The 24,625-nt window shown below is 67.2% G+C and carries 18 protein-coding genes; 12 read left to right on the forward strand and 6 right to left on the reverse strand.

The features are described from left to right. Positions 1-47 precede the first annotated feature (47 nt). From A5791_RS24395 to A5791_RS24415, 5 genes are all read left to right on the forward strand, one after another. On the forward strand, positions 48-1,871 hold the full coding sequence (locus A5791_RS24395) for a hypothetical protein (protein ID WP_067242584.1): 1,824 nt from the start codon (positions 48-50) through the stop codon (positions 1,869-1,871). Continuing rightward, positions 1,871-2,257, forward strand: coding sequence for a hypothetical protein (locus A5791_RS24400; RefSeq protein WP_067242586.1), 387 nt, complete (start codon positions 1,871-1,873; stop codon positions 2,255-2,257). Before A5791_RS24395 ends, A5791_RS24400 begins: the two co-directional genes overlap by 1 nt. Next, a complete protein-coding gene (locus A5791_RS24405; protein WP_067242589.1) occupies positions 2,254-3,621 on the forward strand; it encodes a hypothetical protein in 1,368 nt (455 codons plus the stop codon). The genes A5791_RS24400 and A5791_RS24405 overlap by 4 nt, the downstream gene beginning before the upstream one ends. A gap of 139 nt (positions 3,622-3,760) precedes the next feature. Continuing rightward, positions 3,761-5,932 carry an adenylate/guanylate cyclase domain-containing protein gene (locus A5791_RS24410; protein WP_067242591.1) on the forward strand — a complete coding sequence of 724 codons (2,172 nt, stop codon included), beginning with the start codon at positions 3,761-3,763 and terminating at the stop codon, positions 5,930-5,932. Between the two features lie 5 nt (positions 5,933-5,937). After that, the gene (locus A5791_RS24415) at positions 5,938-7,332 is read left to right on the forward strand and encodes a mechanosensitive ion channel family protein (RefSeq protein ID WP_067242700.1); all 1,395 of its coding nucleotides are present in this window, start codon (positions 5,938-5,940) and stop codon (positions 7,330-7,332) included. Positions 7,333-7,357: 25 nt separating this feature from the next. Here the strand turns inward: A5791_RS24415 and A5791_RS24420 are convergent, their stop codons facing one another. From A5791_RS24420 to A5791_RS24435, 4 genes are read right to left on the reverse strand one after another with little or no spacing between them, the layout of a single operon-like run. Further along, positions 7,358-7,867, reverse strand: coding sequence for a 2'-5' RNA ligase family protein (locus A5791_RS24420; RefSeq protein ID WP_067242593.1), 510 nt, complete (start codon positions 7,865-7,867; stop codon positions 7,358-7,360). Further along, positions 7,867-8,547 carry a dethiobiotin synthase gene (gene bioD / locus A5791_RS24425; protein WP_067242595.1) on the reverse strand — a complete coding sequence of 227 codons (681 nt, stop codon included), beginning with the start codon at positions 8,545-8,547 and terminating at the stop codon, positions 7,867-7,869. Before bioD ends, A5791_RS24420 begins: the two co-directional genes overlap by 1 nt. Then, a complete protein-coding gene (locus A5791_RS24430; protein WP_067242597.1) occupies positions 8,544-9,701 on the reverse strand; it encodes an 8-amino-7-oxononanoate synthase in 1,158 nt (385 codons plus the stop codon). Before A5791_RS24430 ends, bioD begins: the two co-directional genes overlap by 4 nt. 6 nt (positions 9,702-9,707) lie before the next feature. Then, positions 9,708-11,027 carry an adenosylmethionine--8-amino-7-oxononanoate transaminase gene (locus A5791_RS24435; RefSeq protein WP_067242599.1) on the reverse strand — a complete coding sequence of 440 codons (1,320 nt, stop codon included), beginning with the start codon at positions 11,025-11,027 and terminating at the stop codon, positions 9,708-9,710. Between the two features lie 192 nt (positions 11,028-11,219). On the opposite strand from A5791_RS24435, the gene A5791_RS24440 reads away from it, so the two are divergent. The 6 genes from A5791_RS24440 (at position 11,220) to treZ (ending at position 21,174) form a co-directional block, all read left to right on the forward strand. Then, a complete protein-coding gene (locus tag A5791_RS24440; RefSeq protein ID WP_067242702.1) occupies positions 11,220-11,624 on the forward strand; it encodes a hypothetical protein in 405 nt (134 codons plus the stop codon). 225 nt (positions 11,625-11,849) lie between these two features. Next, entirely contained in the window at positions 11,850-12,659 is an 810-nt protein-coding gene (gene ripD, locus A5791_RS24445) for an NlpC/P60 family peptidoglycan-binding protein RipD (RefSeq protein WP_067242601.1), read from the forward strand. A 97-nt stretch (positions 12,660-12,756) separates the two neighbouring features. Next, a complete protein-coding gene (locus tag A5791_RS24450; RefSeq protein ID WP_067242603.1) occupies positions 12,757-14,940 on the forward strand; it encodes an acyltransferase family protein in 2,184 nt (727 codons plus the stop codon). 35 nt (positions 14,941-14,975) lie between these two features. After that, positions 14,976-17,162, forward strand: a complete 2,187-nt coding sequence (glgX, locus tag A5791_RS24455) for a glycogen debranching protein GlgX (protein ID WP_067242605.1) — start codon at positions 14,976-14,978, stop codon at positions 17,160-17,162. 3 nt (positions 17,163-17,165) lie between these two features. Continuing rightward, positions 17,166-19,463, forward strand: coding sequence for a malto-oligosyltrehalose synthase (treY, locus tag A5791_RS24460; RefSeq protein WP_067242607.1), 2,298 nt, complete (start codon positions 17,166-17,168; stop codon positions 19,461-19,463). After that, a complete protein-coding gene (gene treZ, locus A5791_RS24465) occupies positions 19,456-21,174 on the forward strand; it encodes a malto-oligosyltrehalose trehalohydrolase (RefSeq protein ID WP_067242609.1) in 1,719 nt (572 codons plus the stop codon). The genes treY and treZ overlap by 8 nt, the downstream gene beginning before the upstream one ends. 18 nt (positions 21,175-21,192) lie before the next feature. Here treZ and A5791_RS24470 read toward each other — a convergent pair whose 3' ends face one another. Next, positions 21,193-22,521: an aminotransferase class I/II-fold pyridoxal phosphate-dependent enzyme gene (locus A5791_RS24470; RefSeq protein ID WP_067242611.1), complete on the reverse strand. Its 1,329-nt coding sequence runs from the start codon at positions 22,519-22,521 to the stop codon at positions 21,193-21,195. A gap of 39 nt (positions 22,522-22,560) precedes the next feature. Between A5791_RS24470 and A5791_RS24475 the strand changes: the two genes are divergently transcribed. Continuing rightward, a complete protein-coding gene (locus tag A5791_RS24475; protein ID WP_067242613.1) occupies positions 22,561-23,217 on the forward strand; it encodes a pyridoxamine 5'-phosphate oxidase family protein in 657 nt (218 codons plus the stop codon). An 87-nt stretch (positions 23,218-23,304) separates the two neighbouring features. On the opposite strand, the gene ilvA is transcribed toward A5791_RS24475, so the two are convergent. Then, positions 23,305-24,606 carry a threonine ammonia-lyase gene (ilvA, locus tag A5791_RS24480; RefSeq protein ID WP_067242615.1) on the reverse strand — a complete coding sequence of 434 codons (1,302 nt, stop codon included), beginning with the start codon at positions 24,604-24,606 and terminating at the stop codon, positions 23,305-23,307. Positions 24,607-24,625: the final 19 nt, after the last annotated feature.

The raw sequence follows: 24,625 nt of genomic DNA on the forward strand, positions 1-24,625 counted from the left end.
AGTAAGTTCAGTGACGCATCTGCATTTCCCGGCGAGCGTGAGAGGCAATGATCGTGCAGTTCGGAATTGTTGCGGAGGCGCCTGCCCGAGGCGCCGGACTGAACCAGGTGATCGGGCTGTCCATCGCCGCGGTGGTGATAGCCGCGTTCATGCTGTGGGTGGGCCATGCGCACCGCACCCATCGGATCGAATGGTTGACCCGGATCGCCGACAAGCTGGGTGAGAAGTTTCACCGCCCCAATTGGGTAGCGCTACCGGTGCTGGTGTACACCACGTCCATCATCTGCGCCCTGTTCGGGTTCATCTGGGACGTCAGCTGGCACATCGGCAACGGCCGCGACCCCGGTCCGCTGGCCAACCCGGCGCACTACTTCATCATCATCGGGCTGTTCGGCATCTTCGTCGGCGGAATGCTGGCGATTGTGCTGCCGTTCGACAAGCCCGGCCCGGCCGCCGTGCGCATCACCAGCAATTGGTACGCGCCGGTCGGCGGCATCCTGATGGCCGGTTGCGGGATGTACGCGCTGATCGGATTCCCGCTCGACGACATCTGGCACCGGATCTTCGGGCAGGACGTGACCCTCTGGGGTCCGACGCATTTGATGATGATCGGCGGAGCCGGATTCTCGCTGTTCGCGGTGCTGATGCTGGAGCGCGAAGGCGAGGCCGAACAGGGTGAACAGGTCGCGTTCGGCCCGTTCATCTCGTTCCTGCGCTACCTGTCGTTCGGCGGAATGTTCATCGGCCTGTCTGTCTACCAGATCGAGTACGACTTCGGTGTGGAGCAGTTCCGCCTGGTGCTGCAGCCGATGATGATCGCGGCGGCGGCCTCGATTGCGGCCGTCGCTGCGCGCCTGACCATGGGCCGGGGCGGGGCGATTGTGGCGGCCCTGTTCGCAATCGCACTGCGCGGCGCTGTCGCAGTTCTCGTCGGGCCCATCTTGGGGGCTCCTATCAACTGGTTCCCGCTCTATCTGGGACCCGCGCTGGCGGTGGAGTTGGTGGCGCTGACTCCGCTGCTGAGGCGCCCGATCGCTTTCGGCGCAGTCGCGGGTCTCGGCGTGGCCACCGTCGGACTGTGGCTGGAGTCGCTGTGGATCAGCGCGGTGTATCACTACCCGTGGCCGATGAGCATGTGGGGTGAGGCTCTGGCGATGGCGGTGCCGGTGGGGGTCTTGGCCGGCATGTGCGGGGGGCTGTTCGGGATGGTCCTCACCGGCCAGCGCCTGCCCAGCCGCGCAATCGGCATTGCGGTGGTGGCGGCGACGGTGGTGGTCATCGGCGGTGCGGTGGCCAACGGTTTGCACATCGTGGTGCCGCGCCAAGACAGCGCCAAGATCACCCTGACCGACGCGCCGGGCACCCCCGGGCAGCGGATGGTGTGGGTCGACCTGCAGGTCCCGCCGAACATGATCCGCGATAATCCGGAATGGGTCACCGCGCTGTCCTGGCAGGGCCGCATGGAGAACCAGCGGGGTCTGGTGATCGATCGGCTGCGAAAAGTCGCTCCGGGGCACTACGTGTCCACCCAGCCGATGCCCGTCTGGGGATCGTGGAAGACGCTCATGCGGGTTCAGGACGGCTACACGATGACCGCTGTGCCGATCTACGCACCAGAGGATGCGGCCATTCCGGCGCCCGAGGTGAAGGCCGAGTCGACGACCCGGCCGTTCGTGCAGGAGATCACGATTCTGCAGCGTGAACGCGACCAAAGCGCGCCGACGTGGTTGTTCACCGCCGGCTCGATCGTGGTGCTCATCTTCACGCTGATGGTCATCGCCGGGCTGACGTGGGGCGCGGGCCGCCTGAACAACGCGGTGGGCGAACCAGAGCCGGTCGAAGAGAAGCAAGCTCCGCCACAGGCGGCGTGATGGGGGTAGCGCGACGCGCCTTCTTCACGGGTGTGACGGCAGCGCTGATCTGCGGGCTAGCCGGCTGCGGCGGTTCCCATGAAGCGGGGAATTCGGGCGCATCGACCACGACCGGCGGCGGCCCGGTGGTCGACGTGGTCATCGCCAACGGTCAGGTGACTCCCACCAATGCGACGCTGCAGGCCAAGGTGAACCAGCAGATCACGCTGAAAGTCAGCAGCGACGCAACCGACGAGTTGCACGTGCACTCGACGCCCGATCACAAGTTCCAAATCGCGGCCGCGCCGAACCAGACGTTTCAGTTCAGCGTCGAGGTCCCCGGCACGGTCGAGGTCGAGTTGCACCACCTGAAGCGCACGGTCGCCACCATCCAAGTGCGCCCGTGACCAGTGCTGGCGCCGCGGTACTGCTGGCGCACGGTCTCGGCGGCTCCGGCGACCTTCCGGTCCCCTACGCCTATGCGATGGTCGGCGCGGCGTGGGCGTTGACGTTCACTTTCGCCCTGGTGGCATTCGCGTGGCGGCAGCCGCGGTTCGATCCGCTCAAGCGCGGGCGTCCGTTGCCGGCGGCGGTGACCACGCTGGTCGACGCCCCGGCCACCCGCTGGGCGGCCGCCGGGGTGGGGCTGGTCTTGGCGGCGTGGGCCGTCGCGGCCGGGCTATGGGGCCCGGAAACTCAGTCGAACGCGCTGCTCGGGGCGTTCTATGTGCTGCTGTGGGTCGGGCTGGTGGCGGCTTCGCTGTGCTTCGGACCGGTGTGGCGGGTGCTATCGCCGATGCGCACGGTGTACCAGCTGCTTCGGCGGATCACGCCGCAGCGGCTCGGCCGGGCCAGAATCTCGTATCCGGAAGGATGGGGATATCGACCCGCCGCCTTAGGCCTGTTCGCCTTCGTCTGGATGGAGCTGGCCAGCCCGGATTCGGCGTCGCTGCCGTGGGTGCGCACGTGGCTGCTGAGCTATGCCGCGGTGATGCTGATCGGCGCGGGGCTGTGCGGGCAGCGCTGGCTGGCCCGGGCCGACCCGTTCGGTGTGTACAGCGTCGCCGTCTCGCGGCTCTGCCCGTTTCGCCGCAATCCGGACACCGGGCGAATCGTTGTGGGCAACCCGTTGGACCACCTGCCGTCGCTGCCGGTGCGGCCGGGCGTTGTGGTGCTGCTGGCGGTGCTGCTCGGGTCGACGGCGTTCGACAGCTTCTCGTCGTCACCGACTTGGCGCAACTTCGCCGACAGGCTGGCGCGGGCGGCCCACGGCGTGCCGGTGACGGTTTCCTCGTCGGTGTTGCGCACTCTCGGGCTGGTTGTCTTTATTTCGATTGTGGCAGTGACGTTTTCGCTGGCCGCTCGGGCGACGGGCGGCCTTGAGCGTGAGCAGCGTCGCGCCTTGCCGGGCCAGATGGCGCACTCGCTGATCCCGATCGTGGTGGGCTACATCTTCGCGCACTACCTGACCTACCTGGTGGAGCGTGGACAGCAGGCCGTCTTCGCCTTGGCCGACCCGTTCGGCCGGGGTTGGAACCCGCTGGGGCTGGCGCACCTGCACGTCGCCTACGTGTTGTCCGCTCATCCCCCGGTGCTCGCCGTGATCAAGGTGGCGTGCGTGGTCACCGGACACATCGTCGCGGTGATCGCGGCCCACGACAAGGCGCTGCGGCTGCTGCCCGAGGGCCATCAACTGACCGGTCAGCTCACCATGATGCTGGTCATGGTCGGCTACACGTTCACCGGTTTGTATTTGCTGTTCGGAGGGTAGGCGTCCGGGCGTGCATTCCTCTGTCGCGTTTGTGGCCGCGCACCAGCACTTGTCTGAGCCCGCCGGATCCGTTTCGATCGTTGCGGACTGCCCGGTGACTGCGTGGTGATCACGCCAGACCGCAAGCGAGAGGAAGTCGATGACGACGCAACGCTCGACGGAGCCGGTACACCCGGACGAGGAAGCAGCGAACCGCAAAGGAAAACGTCGTCCACGCGCGCTGTCGCGGATCAGCATCCAGTCGAAGGTGATGATCATGCTGCTGGTGTCCAGCCTCATGTCACTGGGCGTGATCGGGGTGGTCGGATACGTCGCCGCTCGCCGGGCTCTGCTGCCCGCGGTGTCCGAACGGATGACGCAATTGCGCGAGGCGCAGAAGCGAGCAATCGAGACGGTGTTCGCGGACCTGACCAATTCGCTGGTGATCTACAGCCGCGGGACTACCGTCGTGGAGGCGGTTCAGGCGTTCACCGCCGGCTTCGACCAACTTGCGAACGCGACCGTCGATCCGGGACAGCAGCAGGCGCTGGTGAACTACTACACCGACAAGCTGATCAAACCCATCGAAAAGGACACCGGCACCAAGCTGGATCTCGACGCCCTACTGCCCGGCAACAATTCGCAGAAATACCTACAGGCCCACTACACCGCGGCGGGGGCTTCGCCCGGAACCGACGACGCCGGCGACGGCAGCGCGTGGTCAGCCGCGAACGCCCGCTTCAACAACTACTTTCGCGAGATTGCAACTCGCTTCGAATACCGCGATGCGCTGCTGCTCGACACCCGCGGCAACGTGATCTACACCGTGAACAAGAGTGCAGCACTCGGCACCAACATCCTCACCGGTCCATATCGGCAATCCAACCTGCGCGGCGCCTACGAGAAAGCTATGGCCGCAACGTCAGTCGACTTTGTGTGGATCACCGACTTTCAGCCCTATCAGCCTGCCCTCGGCATGCCCATCGCATGGTTGGTGTCACCGATCGGCGCACCCGGCAGAGCTTCGGGTGTCCTGGCGCTGCCGTTGCCGATCGCGAAAGTGAACCGCATCATGACGGCCGACAAGCAGTGGGAGGCCGTCGGCATGGGCAAGACCGGCGAGACCTATCTCGCCGGCCCCGACAACCTGATGCGTTCTGATTCGCGGTTATTCGTAGAAGACCCACGGCAATTCCGGAGTGAGGTGGTAGCGGCAGGCACTCGATCCGATACCGTCGACAAAGCCATCAAGTGGGGTGGCACGACTCTGGTCCAGCCCGTCGCGACCACTGCGGTCCGCGCCGCCGAACGCGGACAGACCGGAACCGTGATCGACACCGATTATCTCGGTCGCCGCGAACTGGCGGCTTACGCTCCGCTGTCCGTGCCGAATTCCGACCTGCACTGGTCGATCGTGGCCACCCGCGAAACCGCCGAAGCCAACGCCAGGGTCGCGTCGGTTACCCAAACACTGGTGTTGGCCACTGCGGCAATGGTCTTCGTCATTTGCATAGCCGCCCTGCTGGTCGCCCAGATTTTCGTGCGGCCGATTCGGCGGTTGCAGGCCGGCGCCGAAGAGATCGGCGCAGGCAACTACGACGTCGCGATTCCGGTCACGTCGCGCGATGAAATCGGGGAACTCACAGACACTTTCAACGATATGAGCCGGAGTCTGCGGACGAAGGAAGCTCTGCTGACCGAACAGCGAAAAGAAAACGACCGTCTGCTCAGTTCGTTGATGCCTGAGCCGGTTGCGCGGCGTTACCGCGAGGGTGAGCAGACGATCGCTTCCGAGCATCAGGACGTCACGGTCATCTTCGCCGACATCGTCGGTCTCGACGAAATCTCGAATGGTCTGACGGGCCAGGAACTGGTTGGCATCGTCGACGAGCTGGTCCGGGAAATCGATTCCGCCGCGGAAGCACTTGGCGTCGAGCCGATTCGCACACTGCACAACGGCTACCTCGCCAGCTGCGGGCTGAACTTTCCCAGACTGGACAGCGTGCACCGCACCGTCGAGTTCGCTGTCGAGCTGCGAGACATCATCGAGCGGTTCAACAGCAAAACGGGCCATCAGCTGGCACTGCGAGCCGGAATCAACACGGGCAATGTCATCAGCGGACTGGTCGGACGCTCCAGCATCGTGTACGACATGTGGGGCGCCGCGGTCAACCTCGCCCACCAGATGCGCAGCAGCACAATGCAATCCGGCATCTACGTCACCGCTCCGGTATACGAGGCCGTGCACGACATCCGGCGGTTCACCCCCGCGGGCACCATTACCGTCAGCGGCACCGAACAGCAGATCTGGCAATTATCGGAGGACCAGTGAACACCATGGAGTCGTCATCGCTTTACTGGGCCGCCGGTGTGGTTTTCGGCTTTCCACTGCTGCTGATCGGCCTGACCGAGTGGCATCAAGCCCTGGTCAGCAAGAGGAGCCATCTCGCCCGGCCCGTTCTGCTGCTGCGCAGTTACCTGGTCCCGTTGGCTGCGCTACTGGTGCTGCTGGTGAATGTGGCGGACATACCGGCACAGATCACCTCGGTACGCGTTCTGACGACGGTGTTCGGCTTCGTGGTGCTGGTGCTGTTGCTGTCCGGGCTCAACGCGACGGTGTTCGAGGGTGCGCCGCAGGGGTCCTGGCGCCAGCGGATCCCGGGCATCTTCCTCGATGTGACCCGCTTCCTGCTGATCGGTGCGGGTCTGGCGGTCATTCTCTCCTATGTCTGGGGCGTGCGGGTCGGCGGCCTTTTCACCGCGCTGGGTGTGACGTCGGTGGTCATCGGTCTGATGCTGCAGAACTCCGTCGGGCAGATCGTCTCCGGCCTGTTCATGTTGTTCGAACAGCCGTTCCGAATCGGCGACTGGCTGGACACCCCGGCGGCGCAAGGCCAAATCGTGGAGGCGAACTGGCGATCCGTCCATATCCGCACCGGCCGCGGACTACAGATCACCCCCAACTCGGTGCTGGCCACCACGTCGTTCACGAACCTCAGCCGCCCGCCCGGCGCGCACCAACTCGTGATAATCACGACGTTCTCGGAGGCCGACCCTCCCGACCGGGTGTGTGCGTTGCTCTCCCAGGTCGCCGAGGCGTTGCCGCAGCGCAGGGCGGACGTCGCGGCCACGTCGGTGCCCACCGGCGCTGGCGAGTATCGCGTCACCGTCGCGCTGAGATCGCCAGCCGAAGACGGCGCCGCGCAAGCCACTTTCCTGCGCTGGGTCTGGTATGCCGCACGGCGGGCAGGCCTCCATCTCGACGGCGCTGAAGACGACTTCTCGACGCCCGAGCGCGTCGAGACCGCGCTGCGGACATTTGTGGCACCGGCGTTGCGGCTGAGTCTGACAGACCAGCAGTCACTGGGATCGCACGCGAGAATCGTCCGCTACGGGGCTGACGAGATTGTCGAGCATGCCGGTCGAGTGCCCACCAAGATGACCTTTCTGATCGCGGGGAGTGTTCGGTTGACCGGGGTCTCCCAGGGCGGGTCGGGCGTCGCGCTCGGCAGCCTCGACGAGGGCTCATTCCTCGGGGTGACAGCGCTGACCCGTCAGCCCAACCTGGCCGACGCGCGTGCCACGGAGGAAGTGACAGCGCTGGAAATCGACCGAGATCACCTCGTCCAGTTCGTCATGAGCAAGCCTCTGCTACTGCAGGATTTGGGTCGCACCATCGACGAGCGGCGCGCCAGAGTTCAACAGGCCATGATGGCCGAGCGGGCCGGGTGACAAGGCGTGTAGCGACGCTTGAGGCTTACCCGATGGGGTGTTCGACGCGCTTGTTTCCCTCCCAGCGGCGCAACCCGGCGAAGCGGCCGTCGATCTGCGCCGGCCGGCCCGCGATGCGCAGCGCCCGCCCCAGTTGCGGGCCACCGACACGGCGGGCCAGTGTGACGTGTGCGGTCCACTGACCGGGCAGGCTGTTGGACATCGGCGCCGGCGACAAGTGCCGGCCACCCAGCCGGTGCACGTCGGCGTGCAGGGTTAGCAGGTCGCCGGTCGGCACGATGAGCCGGGCGAAGACCACGTTGGCGCGGCCGAACAGCACCGGCGCGCCCACCGCACAGCTCAGCGGAAGCCGTGCGGCGACCGGTCGAAGCAGCTCGTCGACGGCCGGATCGACGCTTTCGGCGACAGCAAGCGTGACGTGCGGTCGGCTGGCCGGGGCCTGGCTGGGTATGCCGGCGTCGGCCAGCTGCTCCCAGATGCGGCGGATCGCGGCTTCGGTGTCGCGGTCGAAGACCAGCTCGATCGAATGGACCATCAGCGCACCAGCGCCGTGACCCAGTCGCGGTCGAACGCGGACGCGCTCAACGCGGCGAAGTCCGCGTCGTTCATCCACCCGGCGCCCGCCGGCAACGCGGCCCGCACCGGCGCCAGGCGCGCCAGCGCGGCGTAATTCGAGGTTTCCACCACCCCGGGCCGCTCCGGCCAACTGCCGATCACCAGCCCGGCACATGAAATTTCCTGTGCAGCAAGTGCTTCCAAGGTGAGCGCGGTGTGGTTGAGCGTGCCCAGTTCCGCGCTGACGACAACCAGCGCCGCGGCGCCGAGATCGGCGGCGAGATCACGCAACGTCACGCCCGGCTCGGCGAGCTCGACCAGCAGTCCGCCGGCGCCTTCGACCAAAGTCAACCGTCCAGGGCGGTCCATTTCACGGATCAACCCGACCAGCTGGTCACCGGTGGGCAGCGTCAACCCGGCGTTTTCGGCCGCGGCGACGGGCGCCAGCGGCTGCGGGTAGCGCGCCAACCCGGCCAACTCGGTCACCCCCGACAACCGGCCCACGGCGGCCAGGTCGTCGTCCCCGGAATCGGTGCCGGTTTGCACCGGCTTGCAGACCGCCACGTCGATTCCGGCCTGGCGGGCGTGCGACGCCAGCGCCGCGGTGACGACGGTCTTGCCGACGCCGGTTCCGGTCCCGGTGACGACCAGGACCGTCAACGGCGTGGACCGGACGGGCCCCGAAGAACATCAGCCAGCACCCGCTCAGCCAGGTCGAGGTCGCCGGCGTCCAGCGAGGCGCGCGCCGACAGCCGCAGCCGCGACGTCCCGGACGGCACGGTAGGAGGCCGGAAACAGCCCACCCGCACGCCGGCGTCCAAGCAGGAGATGGCGGCGGTCAAGGCCACGTCCGGATCGCCCAGGATCACCGACACCACTGCCGACTGCGGCTCCGGAGTTACGCCGCAGATCCCGGCCAGGACGCGGGCGTGCCGCAGCACCGCTTGCGGCCGCCACGGCTCGGCGGTCAAGACTCGCAGGGCGGCCTGCGCGGCACCTACCGCCGCGGGAGCCAGCCCGGTGTCGAAGATGAACGGGCGCGCGGCGTCGATCAGGTGATCGCGCACCTGCTGCGGGCCCAGGACCACGCCGCCCTGACTGCCCAGGGCCTTGGACAGCGTCGTGGTCAGCACCAAGTCGGGCGCGCCCGCCAGGCCCAGCTCGTGGACCAGCCCTCGGCCGTCACCGCGCACACCCAGACCGTGTGCCTCGTCGACGATGAGCAGCGCGCCGTGCCGGCGGCACACGTCGTGCAGTTCGCGGACCGGGGCCAGCGCGCCGTCGGCGCTGAACACGGAGTCGGTGATGACGACGGCGCGCTCCTCGCGGCGTGAGTCCAGGGCCCTTTGCACGGCGTCGACGTCGCGGTGCGGCGTCACCACCACCCGTGCCCGCGACAGCCGGCAGGCGTCCACCAGCGATGCGTGCGAATGGGCGTCCGACACCAGCAGCGATCCGGGTCCCGACAGCCCCACCACTGCCCCGAGATTGGCCGTGTAGCCGGAGGAGAACAGCAGTCCGCTCGACGCCCCCATGTAGTCGGCCAGTTGGGCCTCGAACTCCTGGTGCAGCTCGGTGTCGCCGGTGACCAGCCGCGAACCGGTGGCACCGGCACCCCAGGTGCGCAGCGCCTGGACGCCGCCTTCGATGACGTCGGGGTGCTGGGACAGGCCGAGGTAGTCGTTGGACGCCAGATCCAGCTCGGTGGCGACCGCCGGACGCGGCCGCAGCGCACGACGCAACCCGGCCGCGCGGCGCTGCTGCTCCACCTCGCCCAGCCAGGCGAGCGGCGACGTCTCGATCGGTGTCTTCATTGCGGTTCAGACTACGATCCGGGCCACCTCGACCATCGCCGAGGTGATCTGGGCGATCTCGTCCGGCGGGCAGATATAGGGCGGCATCGCATAGATGAGATTGCGGAATGGACGCAGCCACACCTTCCGGTCCAGTGCCGCCGGAGTGGCGACGGCGAGGTCGATCGGCTTGTCGCATTCGATGACGCCGATGGCGCCGCACACCCGGACATCGGTCACGGCGGGCAATGCCCGGGCGGGTTCCAGACCTGCCGTCAGCCCGGCGGCGATTTCCGCCACCCGCGCTCGCCAGTCCTGGGCAAGCAGCACCTCGACGCTCGCCACCGACGCCGCACACGCCAGCGGGTTGGCCATGAACGTGGGGCCGTGCATCAGCGCCCCGGCCTCGCCGGCGCTGATGGTGTGCGCGATATCGGTCGTGCACAAGGTCGCGGCCAGACTGAGGTATCCGCCGGTCAGCGCCTTGCCGACGCACATGATGTCCGGGCTCACCCCAGCGTGGTCGGCGGCGAACAGCTCGCCGGTGCGGCCGAAGCCGGTCGCGATCTCGTCGAAGATCAGCAACACGTCGCGACGTCGGCAGATGTCGCGCAGGTCGCGCAGATAGCGCGGATCGTGAAAACGCATGCCGCCGGCGCCCTGCACCACCGGCTCGACAACCACCGCGGCCAGCTCACTCGCGTGCCGGACGAGTTGCGCCTCGAATGCCGCGCTGTAGTCGTCGTCGTAGTGGCGCGGCACCTGCGGGGCGAAAACTTGGTCGGCCAGCACTGAAATATTTCCTGGCCCTGTCCACAGCGAGTGCATGCCACCGTCGGGGTCGCAGATGCTCATCGGCGTGAAGGTGTCGCCGTGGTAGCCGCCGCGCCAGGTCATCAGCCGGTGCTTGGCGGGGCGGCCCTGGCTGCGCCAGTACTGCAGGGCCATCTTCACCGCCACCTCGACTGAGACCGATCCGGAGTCGCTGAAGAAGACGGTCTGCAGTCCCGCCGGGGTGATGTCGACCAGTAGCTGCGCCAACCGGGCCGCCGGCTCGTGGGTGAGGCCGCCGAACATGACGTGGTTCATGACGCCGAGCTGCCGGGTCAGCGCCGCGTCCAACACGGGGTGGCCGTGCCCATGGATCGCCGTCCACCAGGAGCTCATCGCGTCGAGCACCTCTGTCGGCTTACCGTCGCGGATCAGCGTCAGCCACGCTCCGCGGGCGGCAACCGCCACGACCGGCGGTATTACTTCGGCGCCGATGGTGCTGTATGGATGCCACAGATGGGCGGCATCGATCGCGCTGACCTGCTCGGGCGTCAGCCCGGGAGTCATCGCAGACATAGAGAACGAGGGTATGCGCTGGACCCGCGGCCGGCGACCCGCTGCGCACGAGTCTCGCGACACTCTAACCACACACACGACACGCCGATGTAGGTGTGCGTAGCTTATGTCTCGGCGGAAAAGCATGCGGTCGTCGGGCCGGTCCGCGCAATGGGTCGCAGAAACCCCGAACATCGGGAAGCATCGGACGGCATGGCTTCGCCGCATCACCCCGACGAGGACACCGACGACCGGGAGCCTCCGGCGATTCGGCTGCGGATCGCGGTCTGGGACGTGGTGTGCACCTGCGGCTTGTTGACGCTGCTCGTCGTCGTGGCCACCACGACCAGCCTCCCCGCGCGATTATTCGGCTTCGCCGCCGACGCCTGCCCGGACGGCAGTTGCGGGCCGGTGCCGTACGGACTCGACCAGTACATCTATCCCGTCATGTGGGGTGGGATAGGTGCGGCGGTTGCCGCGGCAGCGATCGGGCCGATCGTTTCCCTCCTGCGGGGCTGGTACATGTTCTTCTGGCCGATCCTGGCCGCCGCCATCCTGATGGTCAGCTCGCTGGCCGGCTACGCATTGACAACTTTTAGCCAACGATATTGGCACTGATGCTGCTGTTCGGGCACCCGGAATCGGCCCAGGCAGTCACCGTGCGATCTCATTCCGACAAATAATCCTCGGCGAACCTGGCGGCCGACACATTCTGTTGCGAAAGTGTCTGGAGTGACTGGTGTGACAAGCATGCGAGGCAGCCATTGCGCGACTCGTGGCATGGCGGCCGGCGCGCGCAGTCACCGCGCTAAGGCACAAGACCCCGAAAGAGGGTGAACCAGAATGAAACGCATCTACGCCTTCGCCATCGGTCTGGTGATGACGGTTGCCCCGGTGGTGGCCACGTACGATCTGGCGACCGGGCCGGCCGCAGCGGACCCGGGCGCCAGGCCGATGGACTACCAGCAGGCCACTGACGTCGTCGTCGCCCGCGGCCTCTCGCAGCGCGGCGTGCCGTTCTCCTGGGCCGGCGGCGGCGTCAACGGCCCCAGCCGCGGTACCGGCAAAGGCGCCATGACCGTGGGGTTCGACGCCTCCGGACTGATGCAGTACGCGTATGCCGGCGCCGGAATCAAGCTGCCCCGCTCATCCGGCCAGATGTACCGGGTGGGCCAAAAGGTACTGCCGCAACAGGCGCGCAAGGGCGACCTGATCTTCTACGGTCCCGAAGGCACGCAAAGCGTCGCGATGTACCTCGGTAACGGCCAGATGCTGGAAGTCGGCGACGTGGTCCAGGTGTCACCGGTCCGCACCAGCGGCATGGCGCCCTACCTGGTACGGGTTCTCGGAACTCAGCCCGCGCCCGTTCAACAGGCGCCGGTGCAGCAGGTGCCGGGCCAGCAAACGCCGGGTCAGCAAGCGCCGGTGCAGCAGGTGCCGGGCCAGCAGATGCCGGGCCAGCAAACGCCGGGTCAGCAGGCGCCGCTACAGCCGGCCCCGACCCAGCAGGCGCCACTGCAACAGGTGCCGTCGCAACAGTCACCGTTGCAACCCGCGCCGACCCCGCAGGCGCCATTGCAACTGGCACCGGCGCAGCCGGCGGCTCCGGGGCAACCGGCGCAGCAACCCGCGATCGTGCCGGCCACCCGGTAGCCGTCGCCACCTTCCAATCCCCCGCCGGCTGTTTCCACACGACTCGCTGCTCAGCGAGAGAGCGAATGGCGGGTTTTGGGTAAATTGGCTTTCGATCATGCTGAGCCTGTCACCTCCCCGTCCACCGGCCGCGGCTGCGCAGCCGGTCGGGCAGCCAGCTCGGGCGGGGGGCGGGGCGTCCGGCTTTTACCGTTACGACCTGGACGGTTTGCGCGGAATAGCCATCGCGCTGGTCGCGATGTTCCACGTCTGGTTCGGCCGGGTGTCCGGTGGCGTGGACGTGTTCCTGGCGCTTTCCGGCTTCTTCTTCGGCGGCAAGATGCTACGCGCCGCCCTCAACCCGGCGGTCTCGCTCTCACCACCGGCCGAGGTGGCCCGGCTGGTCCGCCGGCTGCTACCCGCTCTGGTCGTGGTCCTGGCCGGATGCGCACTGCTCACCATCCTGGTGCAACCGCAAACCCGCTGGGAGACCTTCGCCGACCAGAGCCTGGCCAGCCTCGGCTACTACCAGAACTGGGAGCTGGCCAGCTCGGCGTCGGACTATCTGCGCGCCGGTGAGGCGGTCAGTCCCCTGCAGCACATCTGGTCCATGTCGGTGCAGGGGCAGTTCTACATCGCCTTCCTGCTCTTGGCCGCGGGATGCGCGTTCCTGTTCGCGCGCCTATTCCGGGGCCGGGCAGGTCTGCGGGGTGTGTTCCTGGTGCTGCTGAGTACCTTGACGGTGGCTTCCTTCGTCTACGCCGTCCTCGCTCACCAGGCCAACCAGGCCCAGGCGTACTACAACACCTTCGCGCGCGCGTGGGAGCTGCTGCTGGGAGCGCTGGTCGGGGCGCTGGTTCCCTACATCCGCTGGCCGATGTGGCTTCGCACGACACTCGCGACCGTCGCGCTGGCCGCCATCCTGTCGTGCGGCGCACTGATCAACGGCGTCAAGGAATTCCCCGGCCCGTGGGCATTGGTACCCGTCGGCGCCACGATGCTGATGATCCTTGCCGGAGCCAACCTGGCGGGCCACGACGGCGACGGCGGCCGCCTTCCGCTGCCCAATCGACTGCTGGCGGCCGGGCCGCTGGTGACCCTGGGCGCGATGGCGTACTCGCTATACCTCTGGCACTGGCCGCTGCTGATCTTCTGGCTTTCCTACTCCGGCCACGCGCATGCCGGCTTTTTCGACGGCACGGCGGTGCTGCTGATATCCGGCGTCCTCGCGTACTTCACCACCCGGCTCGTGGAGGACCCGCTGCGGTACCGGGCCGGCGCGGGTAACGCAACGCCGGTACATGTCCCGACGGTCCCCTGGCGGGTTCGGCTCCGCCGGCCGACGATGGTGCTCGGCTCGATAGTGGTATTGCTGGGCGTCACCCTGACCGCCACGTCGTTCACCTGGCGCGAGCACGTCAGCGACCAACGCGCCGCGGGCAAGGAGCTCAAGGGCCTCAACCCGCACGACTATCCCGGGGCCATGGCTCTGACCGCGCATGTGCGGGTGCCAGCGTTGCGGATGCGCCCCACGGTGCTGGAGATCAAGGAGGACCTGCCGGCCACCACCAGGGACGGCTGCATCAGCGACTTCGTCAACCCGGCGGTGGTCAACTGCACCTACGGCGACGTGGACGCCACCCGAACCATTGCGCTGGCCGGCGGATCGCACGCAGAACACTGGCTGCCCGCGCTGAGCCTGCTCGGCCAGTTACACCACTTCAAGGTGGTGACCTATCTCAAGATGGGCTGCCCGCTGTCCACCGAGGAAGTACCGCTGATCATGGGCAACAACGCCGCCTACCCGCAGTGCCGCGAGTGGGTGCACACGGTGATGAACAAGTTGGTCGCCGACCGGCCCGACTACGTGTTCACCACGTCGACCCGGCCGTGGAACATCAAGCCCGGCGATGTGATGCCGGCAACGTATATCGGTATCTGGCAAACCTTCTCGGACAACAACATTCCCGTGCTGGCCATGCGGGATACCCCGTGGCTGGTCAAGGACGGTAAACCGTTCGACCCCGCGGACTGCCTGGCCAAGAAGCGCGACGCGGAGTCGTGCTCGATCAAGCGCTCTGACCTGCTGGTCGATCACAATCCGACGCTGGACTTCGTGGAGCGGTTCCCACTGCTCAAGCCGCTGGACATGTCGGACGCGATCTGTCGCCCCGACGTCTGCCGCCCGGTCGAGGGAAACGTGCTGATCTACCACGGCGCCCACCATCTTTCCCCTACCTACGTGCGGACCCTGGCTCCCGAGCTCGGCCGGCAGATCGCGGTTAGCACCGGTTGGTGGTGACTGCCGGGTCGTAGCGACCCGGTTAAGGTCGAGTGATGTCGTCGAACAGTGGCGAGGACGCTGGCGGGACCGAACCGACGCTGCCCACCGTGTGGCCGGGAACCGCCTATCCGCTCGGGGCCACCTATGACGGTGCGGGCACAAACTTTTCGCTCTTCTCCGAGATCGCCGACAACGTCGACTTGTGCCTGATCGGTGAGGACGGCAGCGAGTCCTGCGTGCCGCTCGACGAGGTGGACGGATATGTCTGGCACGCCTACCTGCCGAACATCGTCCCGGGACAGCGTTACGGATTTCGTGTGCACGGGCCGTTCGACCCCGCGGCCGGTCATCGGTGCGACCCGAGCAAGTTGCTGCTCGACCCGTACGGCAAGGCGTTCGTCGGCGACTTCACCTTCGGGCAGGCGCTGTTCTCGTATGACTTGAACGCCGTTGATTCCGAAGGCGACTCCGCGCAAACCGATAGTCTGCCGATGGTCGATTCGCTGGGTCACACGATGACGAGCGTGGTGATCAATCCCTTCTTCGACTGGGCGTTCGACCGGGCACCGCTCACCCCGTACCACGAGACGGTCATCTACGAGGCTCACGTCAAGGGCATGACCCAGACGCATCCCGGCGTTCCCGAGGAGCTGCGAGGCACCTACGCCGGGCTGGCCCACCCGGCCGTCATCGACCACCTCAAGTCGCTCAACGTCACCGCACTCGAGCTGATGCCGGTACACCAGTTCCTGCACGACCAGAGGCTGCTCGAACTCGGCTTGCGAAACTACTGGGGCTACAACACATTCGGGTTCTTCGCACCGCAGTACCAGTACGCGTCGACCCGGCAGGCCGGCAGCGCGGTGGCCGAGTTCAAGATGATGGTGCGCAGTCTGCACGAAGCCGGTATCGAGGTCATCCTCGACGTGGTGTACAACCACACCGCCGAAGGCAATCACCTGGGACCGACGATCAACTTCCGCGGCATCGACAACAAGGCCTACTACCGGCTCGTCGACGAGGACCTGCGGCTGTACAAGGACTACACGGGCACCGGCAACAGCCTCAATGCGCGGCACCCGCACACCCTGCAGCTCATCATGGACTCGTTGCGCTACTGGGTGCTGGAAATGCACGTCGACGGCTTCCGCTTCGACCTGGCCTCGACCCTGGCCCGCGAGTTGCACGACGTCGACCGATTGAGCGCGTTTTTCGATCTGGTGCAGCAAGATCCGGTGGTCAGCCAGGTCAAACTGATCGCCGAGCCGTGGGACGTCGGCGAGGGCGGCTACCAGGTCGGAAATTTTCCCGGTTTGTGGACGGAGTGGAACGGGAAGTATCGCGATACTGTGCGTGATTACTGGCGGGGGGAACCCGCGACCCTTGGTGAGTTCGCCTCGCGACTGACCGGCTCGTCGGACCTCTACGAGGTGACCGGCAGGCGGCCCAGCGCCAGCATCAACTTCGTCACCGCCCACGACGGGTTCACGCTCAACGACCTGGTGTCCTACAACGAAAAACACAACGAAGCCAACGGCGAGGACAACCACGACGGGGAAAGCCACAACAGGTCGTGGAACTGCGGCGTCGAAGGCCCCACCGACGACCCCGACATCATCGCGCTGCGCTGCCGCCAGATGCGCAACTTCTGGGCGACTTTGATGATCAGCCAGGGAACGCCGATGATCGCGCATGGTGACGAGATCGGGCGCACCCAACTGGGCAACAACAACGTCTACTGTCAAGACTCCGAATTGGCCTGGATGGATTGGTCATTGGTGGACAAGAATGCCGATCTGCTGGCCTTCGCCCGCAAGGCGACCGACTTGCGGACAACCCATCCGGTGTTTCGCCGGCGCCGCTTCTTCGAGGGCGAGCCGATCCGAACCGGCGACGAAGTCCGCGATATCGCCTGGCTGACACCGAGCGGCCGGGAGATGACGCACGAGGACTGGGACAAGAGCTTTCATCACAAGTGTGTGGCGGTGTTTCTCAACGGCGACGCCATCACCGCCCCGAATGCGCGCGGCGAGCGGGTCGTCGACGACTCATTCCTGTTGTGTTTCAACGCCCACGACGAAGAGGTGAACTTCGTGACGCCGCACGACGACTATGCCCGGGAGTGGACCGCCGCGCTGGACACCAACGATCCCGTCGGCGACAACGACCTTGTGGTGGCGGCCGAAGTCACGGTACCGGTGCCGGCACGCTCCCTGCTCGTGCTACGTAAGACCGCCTGACGCATGGCTTTTCCGGTGCATTCCACCTACCGGTTACAACTGCGCGGTGAATCGAGCGGATTCGGGTTCACCTTCGCCGACGCCGAGAAGCTGCTGGACTACCTCGACGAGCTCGGGGTGTCGCATCTGTACCTGTCCCCGATCATGACCGCGGTCGCCGGGTCCAGCCACGGCTACGACGTCGCCGACCCTACGGCCGTGTCGCCGGAGCTCGGCGGTCCGGAGGGGCTGGCCCGGCTGTCGGCGGCGGCCCGGGCGCGCGGTATGGGCCTGGTCGTCGACATCGTGCCCAACCACGTCGGGGTGGACCAGCCGCAGCAGAACGCCTGGTGGTGGGACGTGTTGCGGAATGGCCGGTCCTCGGCGTATGCGGGTTATTTCGACATCGACTGGGACCTCGATGACGGCCGAATTGTCTTGCCGATATTGGGTTCCGACGACGACGTTGCCGATCTGAAGGTCGACGGCGACCTGCTGCGGCTCGGCGACCTCGCGCTGCCGATCGCACCCGGCACCGCCGATGGCACCGGTGCCGACGTGCACGACCGCCAGCACTACCGGCTGGTGGGCTGGCGGAGCGGGGCGTGCGGTTATCGCCGGTTCTTCTCGATCACCTCACTGGCCGGACTGCGTCAGGAAGATCCCGCGGTGTTCGGCGCCAGCCACGCCGAAGTGGCCCGCTGGTTTTCCGACGATCTCGTCGACGGCGTGCGCATCGACCACCCCGACGGGCTTTCCGATCCCTGCGGGTATCTGGCCTGGCTGCGAAAGCTGGTGGGCCCCAAGGCCTGGATCGTGGTTGAGAAGATCCTGGCCGTCGACGAGGCGCTGGAGCCGACGCTGCCGGTGGCCGGCACCACCGGCTACGACGTGCTGCGTGAAGTGGGCGGAGTGTTCGTGGACCCCAGCGGGGAGTCGGCGCTGACCGAATTGGTCGAATCCGCCGGTGTCGACTATCGCAGCATGCCGGCCATGCTGGCAGACTTGAAAATCCGCGCGGCTACGAAGACTTTGGCGCCGGAAATGGCCAGGCTGAGGCGGTCCATCGTGGCCGCGGCGGGCCGCGACCATCCGCTGCTGCCCGACGCGGTCGCCGCGTTGCTTACCCACATCGGCGTGTACCGCTGCGACTACCCCGGCCTGGCCGCGATCCTGCCCACGGCACTGGCCGAAACCCAGTCGGCAGCACCGGAATTAGGGCCAGCCCTGCAGGTGCTGTCGGCGGCCCTGGCCCGCGGGGGCGAACCGGCGACCCGCCTGCAGCAGCTGTGCGGCGCGGTGACCGCCAAAGCGGTCGAGGACTGCCTGTTCTACCGGGACACCCGGCTGGTGTCGCTCAACGAGGTGGGTGGCGAACCGCACCGGTTCGGCGTCGGCGCCGCGGAGTTTCATCACCGCGCCGCCGAGCGCGCACGGACGTGGCCCCAAACGATGACCGCGCTGACCACTCATGACACCAAGCGCGGCGAGGACGTGCGCGCCCGCATCGGCGTGCTGTCCCAGGTGCCGTCGCTGTGGTCGGAGTTCGTCGCGCGCTGGGAGATACAGGCGCCCTCGCCCGATCCGGCGACCGGACAGTTCCTGTGGCAGAACATCTTCGGAGTGTGGCCGGTCAGCGGCGAGGTGGATGACCAGCTGCGCGAGCGGCTGCACGCCTACGCCGAAAAGGCCATCCGGGAAGCGTCCTGGCACACCTCGTGGAACGATCCGGACACCGCTTTCGAGCAAGCGGTGCACAACTGGCTGGACGCCGTGCTGGACGGGCCGGTGGCCGGCGCGCTGACCGAGCTTGTCGCGCAACTCAATCCGCACGCCGCCAGCGACGCCCTGGGCCAGAAGCTGCTCGCGCTGACGGTGCCGGGGATTGCCGACACCTACCAGGGCACCGAGCTGTGGGACGACAGCCTGGTCGACCCCGACAACCGCCGTCCGATCGACTTTGCGGCCCGCAGAGCGGCACTTCAAGACTTGCGGCACCCCAAGATTCGGGTCGTCACCACCGCGCTTCGGCTGCGGCGCTCCCGTCCGGACACCTTCCTGCGGAGCGGATACCTTCCGGTGCTCGCCGACGGGCAGGCCAGCGATCACATTCTGGCGTTTCAGCGGGGCGACGACGTGGTGGTGGCGGTGACCCGCTGGACCGTGCGGCTGGCCGAAACAGGCTGGGGTAACACGGTGCTGCCCCTGCCCGAGGGTTCCTGGACTGACACCCTCACCGGCGCGATGGCAAGCGGGCCGACCTCGGCCGCCGAATTGTTCGCCGACCTGCCGGTCGTCCTGCTGGAGCGAAACATTGACTGAATTCCGGGTGTGGGCGCCCAGACCCGAGCGGGTGCGGCTCGATGTAGAGGGTGTCACGCATGCGATGGAGCGTTCGGACGACGGCTGGTGGCATGCGACCGTGGATACCGCACCTGACGCCCGCTACGGCTACCTGCAAGACGACGATACCGCGGTGCTGCCCGACCCCCGCTCGGCCCGTCAGCCCGAGGGGGTGCACGCGCGCTCGCAGCTGTGGGATCCGTCGCGCGCCAACTGGACCGACGGTGACTGGCCGGGCCGGTCGATCGAGGGCGCGGTGATCTACGAGTTGCACGTCGGAACCTTCACCGGCGCGGGTACTTTCGACTCCGCCGTCGAAAAGCTGGATTATCTGGTGGATCTCGGTGTCGACTTCGTCGAGCTGATGCCGGTCAACTCCTTTGCCGGAACCCATGGTTGGGGATACGACGGTGTGTTGTGGTACAGCGTGCACGAACCCTACGGCGGACCCGACGGCCTGGTCCGGTTCGTCGACGCATGCCACGCCCGCGGCCTGGGCGTGCTGATCGACGCGGTGTTCAATCATCTCGGGCCGTCGGGCAACTACCTGCCTCGGTTCGGCCCATACCTGTCGTCGGCAAGCAATCCGTGGGGGGAAGGCATCAACATCGCCGACGCCGACTCCGACGAGGTCCGGCGCTACATCATCGGGTGTGCGCTGCGCTGGATGCGCGACTTCCACGCCGACGGGCTGCGACTCGATGCCGTGCACGCTCTGGTGGACACCACCGCGGTACACATCCTCGAGGAGATGGCCACCGAAACCGACTGGCTGTCAAGCCAATTAGGGCGTCCACTGTCGTTGGTCGCCGAGAGCGATCGCAACGACCCGCGGCTGGTCACACCGCGCGGCGCCGGTGGCTACGGAATGACCGCGCAGTGGGACGACGACATCCATCACGCCGTCCACACCGCGGTATCCGGCGAACGCCAGGGCTATTATGCCGATTTCGGTTCACTAGCGACGCTGGGGCAAACGCTGCGCCACGGCTTTTTCCACGCCGGCACCTACTCGTCATTCCGGCGGCGGCGGCATGGACGTCCGCTGACTTCGGATGTTCCGGCGACCCGCCTGGTCGCCTATACCTGCACCCACGACCAGGTGGGCAACCGTGCACTGGGCGACCGGCCGTCGCAGAACCTGACGCCAGGACAGCTGGCGGTCAAGGCCGCACTGGTTCTCGGATCTCCTTATACGGCAATGCTTTTCATGGGCGAAGAGTGGGGAGCGTCGACGCCGTTCCAGTTCTTCAGCTCCCATCCCGAGCCCGAGTTGGCCCGTGCCACCGCAGAGGGACGCAAGGCCGAGTTCGCCGAGCACGGCTGGGACGCAGACGATATCCCCGACCCGCAGGACCCGCAGACGTTTCAGCGCTCCAAGCTGAATTGGGATGAAGTCGGCTCGGGCGAACACGCCCGGCTGCTGGGCCTCTATCGCGACCTGATCGCGCTGCGCCGCGACGAGCCGGACCTGGCCGATCCGTTGCTGGAGCACCTCACCGTCGACTATGACGAAGCCGAGCGCTGGATAGTGCTGCGGCGGGGCCGGCTGTCGATCGCCTGCAATCTCGGTGCCGAGCCGGTGGCGGTGCCGGTCAGCGGTGAGCTGGTGCTGGCCTGGGATCCGCCGGTCATCGGCGACGGCACCACTGAGCTGCCGGGCCACTCCTTCGCGATCCTGCGCACTTAAGTTGCGCGAGCAGACGCGCTAGACACTCGGGCGACCGGTTCCGTGGACCGCCTCGGCGACCGCATCGGCCAGCGGATCGATCTCACCGTAAGCCAGGTCGGCGATGGTGATTCGCAGGCCCGCGGGTGAATCCATCCGGAACCGCGTACCCGGTGCCGCGGCCCATCCCGCACTGAGCAAGCGGGTGATCGCCGTCGTCTCGTCGGGCACCGGGACCCAGACGTTGAGGCCGGACCTGCCGTAGGCCGTCACTCCACGCTCGGCCAGCGCGGCGCGTAATCGGTTGCGGTTGTTGGCATATCGCTCCTTGGCCTCCTCGACGAGACACTTGGCGTTGTCGTCGGTCCACAGCCGGACCGTGAGGTCCTGCAGCAGGTGACTCACCCAGCCGGGTCCGAGACGCAGCCGTCCGTTCACCCGCTCGACGGTGCGGCGGTCTCCGGCCAGAATGGCCAGCCGCAGGTCAGGACCGTACGCCTTTGACGCCGACCGCACGAAAGCCCAGCGCCGCGTCGATCCGGCCAGTGCATGCAGTGGCACGCCCGCTATCCCGGCGCAGTGATCGTCCTCGACGACCAACACCTCGGCGGTCTTGCCGGACAACAGGCTACGCAGCGCTTTGGCCCGTTCTGCCGACAACGCGGCCCCGGTCGGGTTCTGTGCACGCGAAGTCACCACCACCGCGCGCACGCCCCGCCGCAGCGCCCGCGCCATGCTGAGGACCACCGGCCCGTTGTCGTCGACCTGAACTGGCTCGGCGGAAAGTCCCAGCGCGGCAAGAAGATCCAGCAAGTTGGCCCAGCCCGGATCTTCTACGGCAACCCGGTCGCCCGGTCGCAGGTGTGCGGTGAGCGCCCGCTCGATGCCGTCCAGCGCGCCGCTGGTCACCGCGAGGTAATCGGCCGGGACGGCATCGGCGCTCAACGCGGCGCGGGCATAGTCGAGCAATTCGGCCGAGATCGCAGATTGCCCGTACAGCACCGGCGCGGCGGCATCCGGCGCGGCAAGTTGCGCCGCAGCGATCGGCAACAGCGCAGGGTCCGGGTTCCCGGTCGACAGGTCGCGCGCTCCCTCGGGAACGCCGAGGCCGAGCAGCGACCTCGGCGTGGTCGCCGGACGGTACCGCACCCGCGTTCCCCGCCGTCCCGCGGTTTCGACCGCCCCGCGTTCGCGCAGCAGGCGATACGCGGCGGCGACTGTGTTGGCGTTGACGCCCAGTTCGGCTGCGACTTCCCGGATGGGCGGCAGGGCGTCACCCGGTGCCAGCGCGCCGTCGGAGATGCCGTCTTCGATGCTGGCAGCTATCGACTCCGCGCCCGAGCCCGTTATGCTGTATTGTACTGGCACGCTAACGATTATGTACTAGTACAAACTAAAAGGCAACCGATGGAAACGGCATATCACCCCACCCCGCGAACAACACCTACTCGCTACCGGGAACGCGCGCGCTACGACCGGGAGACCGTCCACCGCATCCTGGACGAGGCGCTGATCTGCCACCTCGGTTACGTCAACGCCGGAAGCCCCGTGGTATTGCCGACGACGCACGCCCGCCTCGGCGAAACGCTGTACCTGCACGGCTCCACCGGCAGTGCCCCGATGCTCGCGGCCAAAGCCGCTGGCCTGCAGGTTTGCGTCACCGTCACCCTGGTCGACGGGCTGGTGCTGGCCCGTTCGGCGCTGCACCATTCGCTGGTCTACCGCTCGGTCGTCGTGGTGGGTGAGGCGCGCCTCGTCGAGGACCAGGCGGAGAAACTCCGAGCGTTGCACTGCCTGCTCGACCACGTCGCGCCGGGCCGTGCCACCGACTGCCGGTCCCCGAATACTCGCGAGCTCGCCGCTACGGCGGTGTTGGCCCTCGACCTGGTCGAAGTCTCGGCAAAGGTACGCACCGGCGGCGCGGCGGACGAACCCGAAGACTGCGCACTGCCGCACTGGGCGGGAGTGCTGCCCTTGCATCTGACGGCCGGTGCGCCGGTCCCCGCCGACGACCTCGCCCCCAATACCCCCGTCCCGCAGTACCTGACGTCCTACTCGCGGTAAATCACAGGCCGCGAGGGTGCGCAAATGCACGGCGACACGCCGCAAAACGCGTACAAACACGCACGCTCGCGCCCGGTTTTGCGCGCCCTACAACAACAGGTACCGGTAGGCCGGCGACCCGGGATGCAGGGTTTCGACGTGGATCTCGGTCGCCCGCATCCGGGCCAGCAGGCCATCCAGGTCAGCAGCCGAGCCCAGCTGAATGCCGACCAGCGCCTCGCCGGTCTCCCGGTTGTTGCGCTTGACGTACTCGAACAACGTGATGTCGTCGTTGGGCCCGAGCACCTCGTCCAGGAAGCGGCGCAACGCTCCGGGCTCCTGCGGGAAGTCCACCAGGAAGTAGTGCTTGAGGCCGAGGTGGACCAGCGAGCGCTCCAGCACCTCGCCGTAACGTGACACGTCGTTGTTGCCGCCCGAGATCAGGCACACCACAGTGGAGCCGGGCTCGACTTCGGCTTCCAGCAGGCCGGCCACCGCGAGCGCGCCCGCCGGCTCGGCGATGATGCCCTCGTTCTGGTAGAGGTCGAGCATCGCGGTGCACACCGCACCCTCGTCGACGGTGGTAATGGACACCATGTCCCCGGCGGCGGCCAGCGCCGCATAGGTGAGGGTGCCGGCCCGGCTCACTGCGGCGCCGTCGACGAACTGGTCGACGTGTTCCAGCGTCACCGGCTCCCCGGCGGCCAGCGCCGCCATCATCGCGGCGGCTCCTGCCGGCTCGATACCCAGCACCGCGGTGTTGGTGGTCCGCTCGGCAAGGTAGGTCGTGACGCCGGCGATGCAGCCGCCGCCGCCCACCGGCACCACCATCAGGTCCGGCTCCCCACCGAGCTCTTCGAGCTGCGCCAGCACCTCGACGGCGATGGTGCCCTGACCGGCCATGGTGCGCACGTCGTCATACGGCGGCACCAGCGTGGCGCCGGTGCGTTCGACATCGGCCATGGCCGCCTCCGCGGCCAGATCGTAGGTAGATCCGCCCACGATCAGGTCGATGAACTCCCTGCCGTGATAGCGGATCCGGTCACACTTCTGCTTGGGCGTCTTGGCGGGCACATAAACGCGTCCGTGCACACCCAGCGCCCGGCAGGCGTACGCGAAGCCCTGCGCGTGGTTACCCGCGGACGAGCACACCACGCCAGCGGCCAGCTCGTCGTCGGACAGCTGGACCAGCAGGTTGTAGGCGCCGCGCAGCTTGTAGGAGCGCACGGTCTGCAGGTCTTCGCGTTTGAGGTAGACCGTCGCGCCGGTGACGTCGGAAAGTCGCTCGCTCAGCTGCAGCGGGGTGGGCGCGACCACCGGGGCGATCCGCTTCGCCGCGCCGTCGATCTCAGCCGCGGACAGCGGCAGACTTCCAGGGCCCTGCGGGCTCACGCTCAGTTCAGCGGACACCGATCAATGGTGCCATGCC

The organism is Mycobacterium sp. 852002-51163_SCH5372311 (genome assembly GCF_001667115.1).
Lineage (GTDB): Bacteria > Actinomycetota > Actinomycetes > Mycobacteriales > Mycobacteriaceae > Mycobacterium.